Annotated in this window: 13 protein-coding genes; 3 read left to right on the forward strand and 10 right to left on the reverse strand. The window is 48.4% G+C overall.

The features are described 5' to 3' along the window. Nucleotide 1: 1 nt before the first annotated feature. The 6 genes from HC229_RS01000 to HC229_RS01025 all read right to left on the reverse strand — a co-directional run bounded on the left by HC229_RS01000 (nt 2) and on the right by HC229_RS01025 (nt 6,269). The gene (locus tag HC229_RS01000; RefSeq protein ID WP_191018571.1) at nt 2–1,201 is read right to left on the reverse strand and encodes a tetratricopeptide repeat protein; all 1,200 of its coding nucleotides are present in this window, start codon (nt 1,199–1,201) and stop codon (nt 2–4) included. A 279-nt stretch (nt 1,202–1,480) separates the two neighbouring features. Then, complete coding sequence (locus tag HC229_RS01005; protein ID WP_191018572.1) at nt 1,481–2,158, reverse strand: metal-dependent hydrolase; 678 nt, start codon at nt 2,156–2,158, stop codon at nt 1,481–1,483. Between the two features lie 63 nt (nt 2,159–2,221). Continuing rightward, nucleotides 2,222–3,166, reverse strand: coding sequence for a 1,4-dihydroxy-2-naphthoate octaprenyltransferase (gene menA / locus HC229_RS01010; RefSeq protein WP_191018573.1), 945 nt, complete (start codon nt 3,164–3,166; stop codon nt 2,222–2,224). Between the two features lie 123 nt (nt 3,167–3,289). After that, nucleotides 3,290–4,786 carry a PH domain-containing protein gene (locus tag HC229_RS01015; protein ID WP_191018574.1) on the reverse strand — a complete coding sequence of 499 codons (1,497 nt, stop codon included), beginning with the start codon at nt 4,784–4,786 and terminating at the stop codon, nt 3,290–3,292. 4 nt (nt 4,787–4,790) lie between these two features. Then, complete coding sequence (locus tag HC229_RS01020; protein WP_191018575.1) at nt 4,791–5,303, reverse strand: PH domain-containing protein; 513 nt, start codon at nt 5,301–5,303, stop codon at nt 4,791–4,793. Nucleotides 5,304–5,429: 126 nt separating this feature from the next. Next, nucleotides 5,430–6,269, reverse strand: a complete 840-nt coding sequence (locus HC229_RS01025; protein ID WP_191018576.1) for a 1,4-dihydroxy-2-naphthoyl-CoA synthase — start codon at nt 6,267–6,269, stop codon at nt 5,430–5,432. Between the two features lie 58 nt (nt 6,270–6,327). On the opposite strand from HC229_RS01025, the gene HC229_RS01030 reads away from it, so the two are divergent. Then, a complete protein-coding gene (locus tag HC229_RS01030) occupies nt 6,328–7,437 on the forward strand; it encodes a C1 family peptidase (RefSeq protein ID WP_191018577.1) in 1,110 nt (369 codons plus the stop codon). A gap of 345 nt (nt 7,438–7,782) precedes the next feature. Here the strand turns inward: HC229_RS01030 and HC229_RS01035 are convergent, their stop codons facing one another. From HC229_RS01035 to menD, 3 genes are all read right to left on the reverse strand, one after another. Then, complete coding sequence (locus HC229_RS01035; protein ID WP_191018578.1) at nt 7,783–8,616, reverse strand: CvfB family protein; 834 nt, start codon at nt 8,614–8,616, stop codon at nt 7,783–7,785. A 264-nt stretch (nt 8,617–8,880) separates the two neighbouring features. Then, on the reverse strand, nt 8,881–9,681 hold the full coding sequence (locus tag HC229_RS01040; protein WP_191018579.1) for a sulfurtransferase: 801 nt from the start codon (nt 9,679–9,681) through the stop codon (nt 8,881–8,883). After that, nucleotides 9,678–11,336, reverse strand: coding sequence for a 2-succinyl-5-enolpyruvyl-6-hydroxy-3-cyclohexene-1-carboxylic-acid synthase (gene menD, locus HC229_RS01045; protein WP_191018580.1), 1,659 nt, complete (start codon nt 11,334–11,336; stop codon nt 9,678–9,680). The genes HC229_RS01040 and menD overlap by 4 nt, the downstream gene beginning before the upstream one ends. Before the next feature lie 96 nt (nt 11,337–11,432). Here menD and HC229_RS01050 point away from each other — a divergent pair, with 96 nt between their 5' ends. Continuing rightward, nucleotides 11,433–12,614, forward strand: a complete 1,182-nt coding sequence (locus HC229_RS01050; protein WP_191018581.1) for a thioredoxin family protein — start codon at nt 11,433–11,435, stop codon at nt 12,612–12,614. Continuing rightward, entirely contained in the window at nt 12,611–13,111 is a 501-nt protein-coding gene (locus tag HC229_RS01055; protein ID WP_191018582.1) for a GNAT family N-acetyltransferase, read from the forward strand. The genes HC229_RS01050 and HC229_RS01055 overlap by 4 nt, the downstream gene beginning before the upstream one ends. On the opposite strand, the gene HC229_RS01060 is transcribed toward HC229_RS01055, so the two are convergent. Next, the gene (locus HC229_RS01060; RefSeq protein ID WP_191018583.1) at nt 13,089–13,580 is read right to left on the reverse strand and encodes a GyrI-like domain-containing protein; all 492 of its coding nucleotides are present in this window, start codon (nt 13,578–13,580) and stop codon (nt 13,089–13,091) included. The genes HC229_RS01055 and HC229_RS01060 overlap by 23 nt on opposite strands. Between the last annotated feature and the right edge of the window lies 1 nt (nt 13,581).

Genomic DNA, 13,581 nt, shown 5'->3' on the forward strand with positions numbered 1-13,581 from the left:
ATCAATCTTCGAGTAGTTTGATGGCTTTTTCAAAATCACGGGAATCGAGGCCGGCTTTTTTGAGATCGGCGAAGTCCTTTCGCACGCGATCTTTCCAGCTTGTGGTCGTGTTGACGTTTTCCCCTTTGTATTTGCGGTAGATGTCGCGCGCACGTGAAAAGTCGTCGCTGAGCAAAAAAACATGAGCCTTCCCGAGCTTGACCAAAAGATCGGATCCGTCCAGCTTTTCGGCGTCGTCGAACGCTTGCTTTGCCTTGGTAAGCTGTTTGGAAAACAAATAATTCATGCCTTGGTTGTAAAAATCCTTCGATGTGGCGTTTCCGTTCACAAAAATCGCAGAGTTGAGTAAATCGATGGCTTTGTCATACTTACCCGATGCGAAATGTTGCTGCGCCTGGTTCCGGATTGCAGCCAGCAAGCCTTTGTTTGCCGATTTGCTGTCGAGACAATTGTCGCCAAAGTCGCGAAAGGCTTTTGCCTTTTCTTCAATCAATAATTTTTGGTATTCGGCAAACGTATATTTGAACGTAAATTGGTCGAGAATGCACGTACACAGCGGTTCGGCTTCGATCATCAACTGCGCCAACCCGGAGGTTTCACAGAGTTCAAGCAACGATTTTTTGTTATCCGCATTCCAGCCTGTGCTCGCTTTTTTGTCGACCCAAGGCACGACTTCCAGCACGATTTTTTGTTTCATGATCCAGTTGTCGCTCTCAAAACCGAAGTAAATCGTAGGAGAATTCAGGCATAGCGAGCGACCGGTGACGAGCTTGACTTCTTTGCTGACAGCGTTGTTCTGATAGATGCAGGCCTTTTCAGGTTTGCCTGATGTTCGATAATCTTCGGATTTGTCTTTGTCGGTAAACAACGCATATCTGCATTTGTCGTCACCCGATATTTTGGACAGCAGGAATACTGCTCCGGCCGAACCCTGGCTGATACCCGACGGATCCGGTATGGCTTTGAGCAGGGAAACCAGGCTGTTGGCCATTTGCTGGTTTTCGTCGAGAACCGTTATGCGGTAGACGAACTCGGTGGTGCCGAGCGGGAAATTTTCGGTTTTGACTACCAGGCGTTCCCCTGCCGGGACGATGATTTCCCTTGTCGTAGCGCGTTCTTTGTCCCAGTAGCCGTTCTGGGCAAGAAGGTTTGTGGTGACAATGCCGAAAGCGAACAGTAATATGGATTTGGACAACTTCATTTGTGCGTGTATTATGCGGCCCGGATGGAAGTGGAAAGCCTTTTGGCGATGCGCTATTTTTTGTTGGAGGGCCGCAGCGACCAACGGAAGCTCGTGGCATTCCCTACAAAAAAAGCGCAATGGACCAAAGCTTGGAACGTACAGCCGGAATCGCCGCCAAAATTAGGAAACGGTTTAACCATTTAAAAATTTGATTTTTGGGCAATTAAGTCGTTAAAACGTCTCATCGATTTAAATGGTTGAACATTAAAACGCAACGGCAAACGGTCAAATCCTGCCTTAAAGATCGATCGAATCGCCTATCGGCAGCAGCATCAAATCCTTGCCCGCTTCGTAAAATTTGCGTTTGGCGTCTTCGTGGTCGATCTTGATGTAACCGAAAGTGTCGTAGTGGTAGCCGAGAATCTTGTCGCATTCGACGAAATCCGAAGCCGTGATGGCATCCTCCACTCCCATGGTATAATTGCTTCCGATTGGAAAGATGGCCAGGTCGAGCTTGGTGCGCATCGGGATCAACTGCATGTCGAAGGTAAGCGAGGTGTCGCCGGCGATGTAAATGTTCTTGTGCTGGCTTTCGATGACGAAGCCGCCGGGATTCCCGCCATAAGTTCCGTCCGGGAAAGCGCTCGAGTGATGCGCCACGACATATTTGACCTTGCCAAAGTCGAATTCCCAAATCCCGCCGTAGTTCATGCCGTGGGATTTAAAGCCTTTCTTTTCGTAATAGTCGGCTATTTCAGCATTTGAAACGATCGTCGCCCCGGTGCGCTTTGCAATGGCTTCCACGTCGAGAACGTGGTCGGCGTGGGCGTGGGTGAGTAAAATGTAATCGGCATCCAGTTCGTCGATATTGATGTCGGTTGCGAGCTCATTGGCCGTGATGTAAGGATCTACGATGATGTGGAGGCCGCCGACCGCTATCGAAAGGGACGCGTGGCCAAGATAAGTGATTTTCATTGTTTTGCTGTTGAGTTGTGAGTGGTCGATTCGTTTTGTAGCCTATCTATGATGAATTCATTATCAATGCGGATTCGTCAACGCCGTATAAATCTGCACAAAAATATCCTGGAGGAAATAAATGAACGAAAGGGCGAGCAAAACCGACATCAGGAACGTGCTGATGGCGAGTTTCTTGAGTTCCGGATCGAGTGCGCGCGGCTCTTTGTTTTTTGCCACGCGGGCAAGATGGGCGATCATAGGCAAAAATGCTATCAGGTAAATGTACTGGCCGATCGTAAAGCCTTCGAGGATCGAAAATATTACGACCATCAGCATGGCGGAAACCACGAGAAAGAAATGATAATTCTTGGCCGCGGCTCCGCCGATTTTGACGACAATGGTGTTTTTTCCGGATTTCCTGTCGGATTCCTCATCGCGCATGTTATTGAGGTTCAAAACGCCGACGCTCAAAAATCCGACGGCTGTCGCGGGCAGGATCAACAACGGCTCTACTTCTTTTTTGAACATGAAATAAATGCCCAGCGTGCTAACGTATCCAAAGAAAATCAACACGAAAAGATCGCCATAACCGCGATAACCGTAAGCCGTATTTCCCACCGTGTACCGGATTGCCGAAGCGACGGCCAGAAACCCGAGGAACAAAAACGCCAGCGAGTACAAAAGGTATTGTTCCTTGAACGAGAAATAGATCAGGGCTACGGCGGAGATGATCGTCAACACCGAAGTGAAAACCATTGCCCGTTTCATCTGGGCGGGGGAAATTACGCCACTTTGCACGGCGCGCGCGGGACCAACCCGGTCGGCATTGTCGGTGCCTTTGACGCCGTCGCCGTAATCGTTGGCGAAATTGGACAGGATCTGCAACAGCAGCGTCGTGCTCAAAGCGAAAAAGACGATATACCAATTGAAATTGCCTTGTTTCATGGCGTAAAAACAGCCGATCAGGATTCCCGAAACGGAAAGTGGAAGTGTGCGCACCCTGGCGGCTTCGATCCAGTGTTTCATTTAAGGTTTATTTGTTTATTTAATTTTGTTCATCTGTCGATATGGCCGTCGGCCGGTGTTCGCCTCGTCACCTGACTAATTGACTTATTCGCTAATTCGCTAATTGACTAATTGACTAATTATCTACATCCAATTACTATCGCTTGTCTCCAATTCGTACAACCATTTGTTGACGTACGCGCTCACCACGGTATAATTGCCGAGTTGGAACGACAATTTTCCTCCGGCGGTATAGATGGTCAGGTAGCCGATGTCCGCCGCTTTGTGCCAAAACAGTTGGGAAACCGACAACGCCTGTATTTTTTGAGGCTCGATGATCTGGTTGGCCACATCCCATGCCCCACTCTGCTTTATGATGAACCTATCGTGCACGAACAGTCTGTAATTGTGAAATCCGAAAGCCAACGACAGTCCCCTGAGGATGGCCCACAGCGGGAAAATCCACACGAAATCAAGCAGCACATCCGACGGTATCGCAAAATATGCTATTCCTAAAGGTACGACAATCGAAAGGAAAATCGAAAACACAAGTTTGCGATAATTCGGTATCAGCATCACGCCTTTCTCAGGGATGCTGCCAAAGAGCAGTTGCAAGATCGAATCGCCTTCACGCCTATCGCATCCCGGGATTTCCATGAATGATTGTTTCTGCTCCTGTTCACCTCCCGTGGCCTGCTTAATGCGCAATTCGAGAATGTCGAGCTTCTTTTGAAAGTAGTTTCGGGAAACGGTCGTGATCTGGACTTTTTCGGGTTTGATGATCGTCGATTTGGTGTTGATGAGGCCATACGACAGCAAAAGCGAGCCTTTTTGGCGGGCGATCCTGAAGTTGAAATATTTGACGACCACGCGCACGACGTTGACGATCAAAAACGCCGACAGCAAAAATCCGATAGCGATCAAGCCGGTTTGGACCGCAATAGATTCCTCAAGGATACTGTCGATTTTGGAGTCGTATTCCGACGTATCGACAAGGCGTTGCAGATTTTCGTAAATCGTAATGAAAAATGCCAGCATCAATCCCAGCGTCCGCAAATAATTCGACGTGATACCGTATTTCAGCAGGCTTAGGAAACTTATGTGGATGAATGGTTTTTGAGATTCAAGCGCGGGAACGTCATCATTTTGGCCTGCCGATTCGGTTTGGGCGACCGAGCGCGCGACATTGTCAAGCAATCGCTCCTTCAACGCAATGGCCAGTTGGTGGGAAATTGCCCGAATTTTCCCTTCTTTTTTATTCGAGCCGGCCGTGTCCACTTCCAGCGTATACACGCCAATGATGCGTTGCAACAGCGACTGGCCTATGTTTACCTGCTGGATTTTTTGAAGTTGGATGAGCGTTTTCGATTTATTGAGGATGCCTTCGGTAATGACGAATTCCTCGTTTTCTTCGTCGATCCAGAATGTAAAATTGCGATATCGGCACCATCCGACGATAAGCGCCAAAACAAAAAAGCCGATAAGCGTAGCCGTAAGGGCGATGATCTTTTTATTGTTCAGATTGACCGCCGTGACGATAAGGATCGGCAAGAGCCCGCGTCCCCATTCCTGGAGCGTTTGGGCGAACATTACGATGATCCCTGTTTTGGACTGGCGTTGCGGACTGCTGAAATCGGCCATCGGGTTAGAGTTCTTTTCTTATTTTTCCCATGAGCAATTGCTTGATGTTTTCGGCCTGCTCCTTCTCTATTCCCGGGATCTCGATATCGCTCTGGCTGCCGCCTGCCGTAAATATTTCGACCTTCGCGAGCCCGAAAATGCGGGAAATGGCGCCTTCGTGCAATGCTACGTGCTGAATGCGGTTATAAGGGATAATCATGGTGTGCGTAGCGATCACACCATCGCGATACAACACATCGTGTTCGCGGAACGCAAATCCTTTTTTGGAAAAGCTGATTCGGGAAAACCCAACGGTAAACACGATTGCGAAAAGCAACGCAGCAACCAGGTAAATCCCGTAGTCGCGGAATTCCTGCTGGAAATAGTACAGGGCGCCAATGGCAATCCCGACCACTGCAAAAACAATAGCCTCGACGATCAGGACTACTTTCCAGTAGTCTTTGTGGATTGGCGTGAACTGCACTTCCTCAAAACGCGGAAGATTGGTGGTATCTAAAGTTTCATTCGTGAAATCCATTTCAATCAGCGAATTAGCGAATTTGATTAATTAGCGAATGGTATCGGGTGCAAATTGTGAAATTTGGGAAAGCATGTGTCAGGAACGAATCATTCGCTAATTCGCTAATTTTCACATTCACTAATTTTATGGAATCCACTTCTTCTCAAAATTCGGCTTGCGCTTCTCCAAAAACGCATTGCGTCCTTCGATGGCTTCATCGGTCATGTAAGCCAAACGCGTGGCTTCCCCGGCGAAGACCTGTTGGCCGACCATTCCGTCGTCGGTAAGGTTCATCGCGAACTTGAGCATTTTTATCGAAGTAGGCGATTTGGCGAGGATTTCCTGGGCCCATTCGTAAGCTGTGGCTTCGAGTTCTTCGTGTGGGATTACGGCATTGACCATTCCCATTTCGAAAGCTTCCTGAGCCGAATAATTGCGTCCGAGGAAGAAAATTTCCCGCGCTTTCTTCTGTCCGACCATCTTGGCAAGATAAGCCGACCCATATCCGCCGTCAAAACTCGTCACATCGGCATCGGTTTGCTTGAAGATAGCGTGTTCCTTGCTGGCGAGCGTCAAATCGCAGACGACGTGCAAACTGTGCCCACCTCCGACGGCCCAGCCCGGAACGACCGCGATGACGGCCTTTGGCATAAACCGGATCAGGCGTTGGACTTCGAGAATGTTGAGCCGGTGCATGCCGTCTTCCCCGACATAACCCTGGTGGCCACGCGCTTTTTGGTCGCCTCCACTGCAAAAACTCCAGATGCCGTCTTTGGTCGACGGTCCTTCGGCAGACAGCAAAACAACGCCAATCGACGTATCTTCCTGGGCGTCGTAAAAGGCGCGGTACAATTCGCTCGTCGTTTTGGGACGGAAAGCATTTCGGACATCTGGCCTGTTGAAGGCGATGCGCGCGACTCCATTGTATTTTTTGTAGGTGATATCTTCGAATTCGATGGCGGTCTGCCAGTTAATTTCTGCCATTTTTCAGGATTATTTGCGTAAAAATACTACTTTTCGGCCTCATAAAAATTAGCAATACATGAAAAAGTATGTCGTTGCAGCGGCGTTGCTGGCCGTTGCGATTTCAGGGTATTCCCAAAAATATGAATTCCAAACGATTAAGGATATCGAATGCGAACCGGTGACTTCACAAGGTCAGACGGGAACCTGCTGGAGCTTTTCCTCTACTTCTTTTCTCGAGTCTGAAATTTTCAGGATTACCGGCAAAAAAATCGACCTTTCCGAAATGTACAACGTGCGACACACTTATCCGAAAAAGGCTTATAACTACATCATGCGACAGGGCAATGCGCAATTCGGCGAAGGTGGATTGAACCACGACGTGATCTTTAGCGCGCGCGACTTCGGGATTGTGCCGGCAAGTGCATTTTCTGGCCTGACCGAAGGACAAAAAGCGCACAATCACGCCGAAATGGTCAAGCAACTCGAGGCTTTGGTCAAGGAAAACGCCAAGAAGCCGAGCGCCGACTGGCAGAACAAAGTAGACGCCATCCTCGACAATTTCCTGGGAAAAGACCTAAAGGAATTCACATTCGAAGGCAAGCGATACACACCTAAGTCATTTCTTGAGATGACCAAAATTAAAGTTTCTGATTACGTGACGATTACCTCTTTCACTCAAGCTCCGTTTCACCAGGATTTCGTACTTGACATTCCAGATAATTTTTCCAATGGCCGAATGTACAACGTTCCGCTCGACGAGTTTATCGCCAACATCGACAACGCCCTCGAAAACGGCTATACCCTTGCGCTCGATGCTGACGTGAGCGAAAAGACGTTTTCGTCTAAATCCGGGATCGCCGTAATTCCTGAAAACGAAGCGGATATCAAGACGATCCTGACGGAAATACGTCCGGAGAAGCAGATTTCGCAGCAATTCCGCCAGTCTGAATTTGAGAATTTCAACACTACGGACGACCATTTGATGCACATCGTCGGCAAGGTAAAAGACCAAAAAGGAAATGTCTACTACAAAGTCAAGAATTCGTGGGGAAGCCAGGCCGCGCATATCGGAAACGGCGGGTTTATCTACATGAGCGTTCCTTACATGCGACTCAAGGCCATTTCGGTCATGGTGCATAAAAAGGCGTTGTTGTCCAAAACCAGGAAGGGATTGTCAATTAGATAATTAGTCGATTAGATGATTAGTCGATTAGTTAATTAGTCGATTGGTTAATTAAATAATTAGTCGATTAGATGATTGGGCGATTCGTTCGGATCGTCCATTGAATTAATGGACTTGCAGAATCGGGTAAGGAAGGGTATGCGAAATCAGCCTTGACCAAAAAATGACACAACGTTGATATGTGTCAAAAATCCCGAACAAAATTGACCCAAACCCATCAACCCAATACACATCCGATCTAAGCCATTGCACAATTCGCTAACTCGCTAATTATCTAATTATCTCAATTATCTAATTACCCAATTCGCTAATTCGCTAATTATCTCAATTATCTAATTATCTCATCATCTAATTAACCAACCGAATCCCATCTTCCCCGATCTCAATCTTGCGATCCTTGTACAATGCTCCGACCGCTTTCTTGAACGTCTTTTTGCTCATTTGCAAAACGGCCTTGATGTCGTCCGGTGAGCTATTATCGGTCAGGCGAAGGAAGCCACGTCCCGACTTCAGTTTTTCAAGTATCTTTTCGGCATTTGGTTCGATTTTCTCGTATCCGATCTTTTCGAGCGAAACATCGATCTTGTTGCCCGGACGGATTTTTTTGACGAATCCGGTCAGCCGTTGACCCGGTTTTATGGAATCCGTAAACACCTCGTTCTCGAACAGCAAACCTTTGTGGACTTCGTTGAGGATAACGTTGATACCCGCTTCGGTAATGTGGGAAACGATCAGGTCGACCTCTTCCCCTACCTCTACCGTAAGATTCTCGTTGCTAAGGAACTGATTGGTTTTGCTTGAAGCCACGAGCCTGTTGGATTTTTCGTCGAGGAACAGGTAAACGAGATAGCGCTTTCCCTGCTCCATTTTTCGAGCCTGCTCCGCAAATGGGCAGAACAAGTCTTTTTCCATTCCCCAGTCGAGAAATGCGCCAAATTCATTTATGTAATTGACGCGCAGGTAGGCAAATTCATTGAGGTAAATATAAGGTTCCAATGTCGTGGCAACCTTGCGCTCCTCGTGGTCGAGATAGACGAAAACATCGGCTTCCTGACCTATTTCGTACCGAAGCGGGACGTATTTTTCCGGCAGCAGCACCTCTTCGGTTCCGTCTCCGAGAAAAAGCCCTACCCTGGTGTGGCGCAAAATTTCCAATGTGTTGTATTTCCCGATACTGATCATTTGTAAACGTTTGTTGTCGTTTGTAAGCGTTTGTTGTCGTTTGCAAACGGATTTTGCGCAAAGGTACGAAGTAAAACCTGCAAAATTTAGACTTAACATCGTAAGTGATCTCGCGTCGGTTTTCCGAACTTCACGAAAAGGAAAATCATGAGCGCAAAGAAAAAACAAGTCAAGGACGATCCATGCTGGAAAGGTTACGAACGCGTTGGGACAAAAAAGAAAAACGGGAAAGATGTTCCCAATTGCGTCCCGAAGAAGAAATAATCACGCTATCGGAAAGTCTTCGGAATCCTTTCCCCACTCGCTCCACGAACCGTCATAAACGGCAACATTTTTAAAACCCGCTTCGGCCGCGGCCAATGCTCCTATGCAGGCAGTGACACCGGATCCGCAGCTGAAAATGAGCGAATCGTGTTCTTCGGCGCCGAATAACGATCGGATTTGAGCCATAGCACGGAGTTTTCCGTCGACAATAAAATGTTCGAAAGGCAGATTAACCGAACTAGGGATATGACCTTTCCTCAACCCTTCGCGAGTCTCTTCGACAAGGCCGGCAAACCGCTCCCGGCTACGGACATCGACAATAATGGACGAAGACATGGCAGAAAGCACGGCGAGACCATTGCAAAACATTCCTTCTACGGGAGTCGGGACGAAATCGCCTTCAAATTCCGGGTTTGAATGTTTGTCGGATACCGCAAAACCCTTCCGTTTCCATTCAGGCAAACCGCCGTCGAGGACGAAGACATTTTGATGCCCCATCGAACGAAACATCCACCAAACACGCGGGCTCGAGTAGATTCCTTTGTTGTCGTAGACCACGATGACAGAAGAGGTTGAAATGCCGAGTTTCCGCGTCCCGATCGTGAACGTGTCCTTTGCAACCATAGTGTTGGGCAAATCCGAAAGCTTATCGCTGAACGTATTTTCAAGGTCGAAGAAACGCGATTCTGGAATGCAATGCGTGCCTGATTTTTGCGGATGCGCCAGGCTCGCATCGAGTACGACCATCCGCTTATCGGCCCGATTCTCGTAAAGCCAACCTACACTTACCAGATGGCTCATACCAGATTTTTGAAATAGTTCTTTAGGACGCCGTCGTTGCTTTTCTCTGGCGTAAAAATTTCCAGGATCGCTTTCGTTTCCGAGGCGTGGAACTGTTCAAGTGCCGTTGGGAGCGACGTTTCGTCAGCCGAAGCGATATAAGTGAAACCGTACATTCTCGCCAAATGCTCCGCAGTCAATTGATGGGAAGTTTCAAAATACGTATTGAAAACCTTATTTTCCGCATGTCCTGGAAGTATCCTGAAAATGCCGCCTCCGGAATTGTTGACAACGATTATCTTAAAGTTTTTCGGGATATAATTGTTCCAAAGCGCATTGGAATCGTAAAAGAAACTGATGTCGCCAGTGATCAGGATGGTCGGGATTCCCGATGCCAAAGCCGCTCCCACGGCCGTCGAAGTGCTTCCGTCGATACCACTCGTGCCACGGTTGCAGTAAACGGCGATGGACTTATCGACGTCAAAAAGCTGGGCGTATCGAATCGAGGCACTGTTGCTGATTTGCAGCATCGAATGTCTCGGAAGCGATGGAATCAGTTTTCCGAAAACCGAAAAATCGGAATAAGGCGCTTTTTTCAGAAACTCCGCATGTCGTTTGGCGCGCAGCTGTTTTACCGCCGACGCCTTCATTGCATAATCGCTTTTGACATCCTTGGTAAAAGGCAAGATCTGAAGGAAAAAATCGTTGGGATTGGCTACGAAATGATGTGCGAGGCAACCGAAAGTATTATAAGCCCGCGACGCATCGATGTGCCAATGGTGTTCCGGCGGATAATTGCGAAGCCAGGCCTTGACGCGTTTGGAAACGATCATGCCCCCGAACGTTATGAGTATTTCGGGCCTGAATTCTTCAAAATCGCTGTCGGAAAAAGGTGTGATGATGGTGTCTATATTGTCGAGAAACGAATCGCCGTGCACATTTGACGTGACCTCGGTCATTACGACGATCGATGGATCTTTGGCCCAACCGTCGAGAATTTCCCTGTCGATCGAAGCCGGTTCATTGGAACCGATGAGTATCAGCTTTTTTTTCGCCGCGTTCCAAATGTTCGTCGATGCGATGATGTCTTCCACCGAAATGTTGCGGTATACTTTTGCTGTCGCCGAAATGGTGGCGTCGACCGTGAGTTTTTTCACCGTTTCGTATAGCGGCTCTTCAAAGGGAACATTGATATGCGCCGGACCTTTTTTCAGGTAGGCTTTGTTGATCGCTTCATTTATCAGTTCGTCGTTGTCTTCGGAGGCTTCCTCGGTTAAATTCGCATTAAAGACCGAATGGTTCTCGAATACATTGCGTTGTCGGATGGTTTGCCCGTCGCCGATATCGATTTTAGACACGGGACGGTCTGCCGAGATCACGACCAACGGAATCTGGCTGTAAAATGCTTCGGCCACCGCCGGATAATAATTGAGCAGGGCCGATCCTGAGGTACACAAAAGCGCCACAGGCTTTCCGGTCTGCTGGGCGATGCCGAGAGCGAAAAACGCAGCGCACCGCTCATCGGCAATGCTGTAACAGGTAAAATCTGGATGGTTTGCAAACCCGATGGTCAGCGGCGCATTGCGCGAACCAGGTGAAATAACCACCGTGGTAACTCCTTTCGCGAGGCAGATTTGCAGGACGCTCTGCGCCAAAGGGATTTTTGGATAAATCATGGAGTGTGTTTTCGAAAGGCATCCTGCAACGTCCGGTTCTGAAATACAAAACGACTATATTTGCGTTGCTGGAAACCACTGCTAAATTACTAAAAAATGAAACGGCAAACCTTACTGAAAACCTTGTTTTTTATACTGTTTCTACCCGTTGCGACATGGGCACAGCCGTCGTTCGCATTTGATGAGAGCGGGTTCGAAAAAGCCATGCAGGCAGGCAAAAGCAAAGGCAAGCCGGTCTTTTATATGATTTACGCCTCCTGGTGCCCGCATTGCCACAAAATGAAGGAGGAAATTTTCCCGGATACCGAAGTCGCGGCTTTGCTGAACCAGAATTTTCACGTCTCAGCCCAGGATGTCGAGCAAGCCGGAGGTCGCGAACTGGCGCGCAAATTCGGTGTTACTTCGTATCCTGCGTTTGTAGTTTTGGATGCTGATGCCAACCTGCTTTACGGATTTGGAGGTGAGTTTAAAAAGCCTGATTTCATCAAAGAAATCCAGGACGCATCGAATACCGAAAAGCAACTTCCGTACTTGAGAAAAGCTTTTGAAAACGCAACTTCCGACGGAAATCGGGCGATGGCATTGATTCTCGCCCTTCGCAAAGCCAATCTTCCGACAGGGAAAACCGCCTCCACCTATTTGGCTACCCAAAAAGAAGCGGAACTGATAAGTGCGCTCAACTGGAAGATCATCGCGAACGGCGTTACGGATATTTCGTCAAGGGAATTCCAATATGTGATGCGGCATCAGCCGGAATTCGCATCGGTGTCTTCCCAAAAGCGCGTCGACCGAAAGATCGAGAACATCATTTCCGAATCACTGAAAGCGGCTGCGGAACGGGGCGACACGATACGGTACAACGAAGGACGCCAGGCGGTGAAGGAGCTCAAAATCCGCAAAGGCGATTCCCTGGCTTATGTTTACGACAAGCAGTTGTACGAAAAAACGAAAAACTGGAAGGCTTACCACCGCGCGGCCGTTAGCGGGACAAAGGATTTTGCATGGAACGATTATGCGACACTGCGCCACATAGCCGGCATTTACCTGCAGGAAATCCACGATGTGAATGCTCTACGGCAAGCCGTCGACTGGAGCAGGCGATCGACGCAATTGCAGGAATCCAAGGACGGTTACCTGCTTACGGCCAAATTGTACGAAAAACTGCGCGATGTTCCGAATGCGATTTCTTCGGCCCGCATCCTCAAGAAATTTTGTGAACGCGTCGGCTTCGGAACCAAAGAAGCGGACGAAATCCTAACACGATTACAATCGAAATGAGCCAAATCGCAATACGCCCCGCCGAGCTTGACGATATGGAAGGCATTCTCGAGATCGTCAACCATTCGATCCTTCACACTACGGCCAATTATAATTACGATCCTCAAACGCTAGGCGACCAGCAACAATGGTTTACGCAGAAATGCGAAAAAAATTTCCCGGTTTTCGTGGCCGAATCCTCAGGTTGCATACTAGGATTCAGTACGTACGGCACTTTTCGGGAACGCACGGGATACCGCTTTACGGTGGAGCATTCGGTTTATGTGCTCGACGGCAATTCCGGCAAAGGCATTGGGCGGCAACTGCTCAGCGCGTTGATCGAATCGGCGAAGCAGCAAGGCTATCACAACATGATCGGCGGAATCGATGCTTCCAATTCGGAAAGCATTGCCTTTCATAAAAAGTTCGGTTTTGTGGAATGTGGCGTGATCCGGCAAGCGGCTTTCAAATTTGACCGATGGCTCGACCTTATGTTCATGCAGTTGATCCTGAAATAGGGCGAATCGGGATCCAGATTTCTTCTTCGGAATTCGCTGAATTGTTGTCGTATTTTTCGCCGAGGATTTCGAAATGCGGACGTTCATCGAGTTCAAATCCTGAAGACGGCAGCCATTCCCTGAAAATATAATTGAATGTATCCGCAGCCGTCGTTGGCGAGCCTGAGTGGAGGAATACGGCATATCTCCCTTGCGGAATTTCCAACGCTTCCATAGAGGACGGCACTTTCTGACCATCCGGAACAATGACGCCGGACCATTTCACGAAAGCAAGCTGAGGATCGGAAAAATCGAAGCCGCGAGGATAAACCTGAAGCGAAATCAAATCGTTTCCCCTCGCATTTTGAAGTTGGTGGCGATCAGGCATAAACGACTTCCAGAGTGCTGGCGTGCGGTCGTGAGCAAAGCTCATTTCCAGATTGCGCCCGATAAGTCGCGAATCCGGAAAAGTGTCCAGCCTCAGGAACATT

It is taken from the genome of Flavobacterium selenitireducens, from assembly GCF_014748335.1.
In the GTDB taxonomy this organism is placed as follows: Bacteria; Bacteroidota; Bacteroidia; order Flavobacteriales; family Flavobacteriaceae; genus Flavobacterium; species Flavobacterium selenitireducens.

Coding starts and splice junctions, on each gene's coding strand:
- HC229_RS01050 (WP_191018581.1), top strand. CDS start 11,433: ATGAAACGGCAAACCTTACTGAAAACCTTGTTTTTTATACTGTTTCTA.
- menA (WP_191018573.1), bottom strand. CDS start 3,166: ATGAAACACTGGATCGAAGCCGCCAGGGTGCGCACACTTCCACTTTCC.
- HC229_RS01030 (WP_191018577.1), top strand. CDS start 6,328: ATGAAAAAGTATGTCGTTGCAGCGGCGTTGCTGGCCGTTGCGATTTCA.
- HC229_RS01025 (WP_191018576.1), bottom strand. CDS start 6,269: ATGGCAGAAATTAACTGGCAGACCGCCATCGAATTCGAAGATATCACC.
- HC229_RS01035 (WP_191018578.1), bottom strand. CDS start 8,616: ATGATCAGTATCGGGAAATACAACACATTGGAAATTTTGCGCCACACC.
- HC229_RS01005 (WP_191018572.1), bottom strand. CDS start 2,158: ATGAAAATCACTTATCTTGGCCACGCGTCCCTTTCGATAGCGGTCGGC.
- HC229_RS01055 (WP_191018582.1), top strand. CDS start 12,611: ATGAGCCAAATCGCAATACGCCCCGCCGAGCTTGACGATATGGAAGGC.
- HC229_RS01060 (WP_191018583.1), bottom strand. CDS start 13,580: ATGTTCCTGAGGCTGGACACTTTTCCGGATTCGCGACTTATCGGGCGC.
- HC229_RS01020 (WP_191018575.1), bottom strand. CDS start 5,303: ATGGATTTCACGAATGAAACTTTAGATACCACCAATCTTCCGCGTTTT.
- HC229_RS01000 (WP_191018571.1), bottom strand. CDS start 1,201: ATGAAGTTGTCCAAATCCATATTACTGTTCGCTTTCGGCATTGTCACC.
- menD (WP_191018580.1), bottom strand. CDS start 11,336: ATGATTTATCCAAAAATCCCTTTGGCGCAGAGCGTCCTGCAAATCTGC.
- HC229_RS01040 (WP_191018579.1), bottom strand. CDS start 9,681: ATGAGCCATCTGGTAAGTGTAGGTTGGCTTTACGAGAATCGGGCCGAT.
- HC229_RS01015 (WP_191018574.1), bottom strand. CDS start 4,786: ATGGCCGATTTCAGCAGTCCGCAACGCCAGTCCAAAACAGGGATCATC.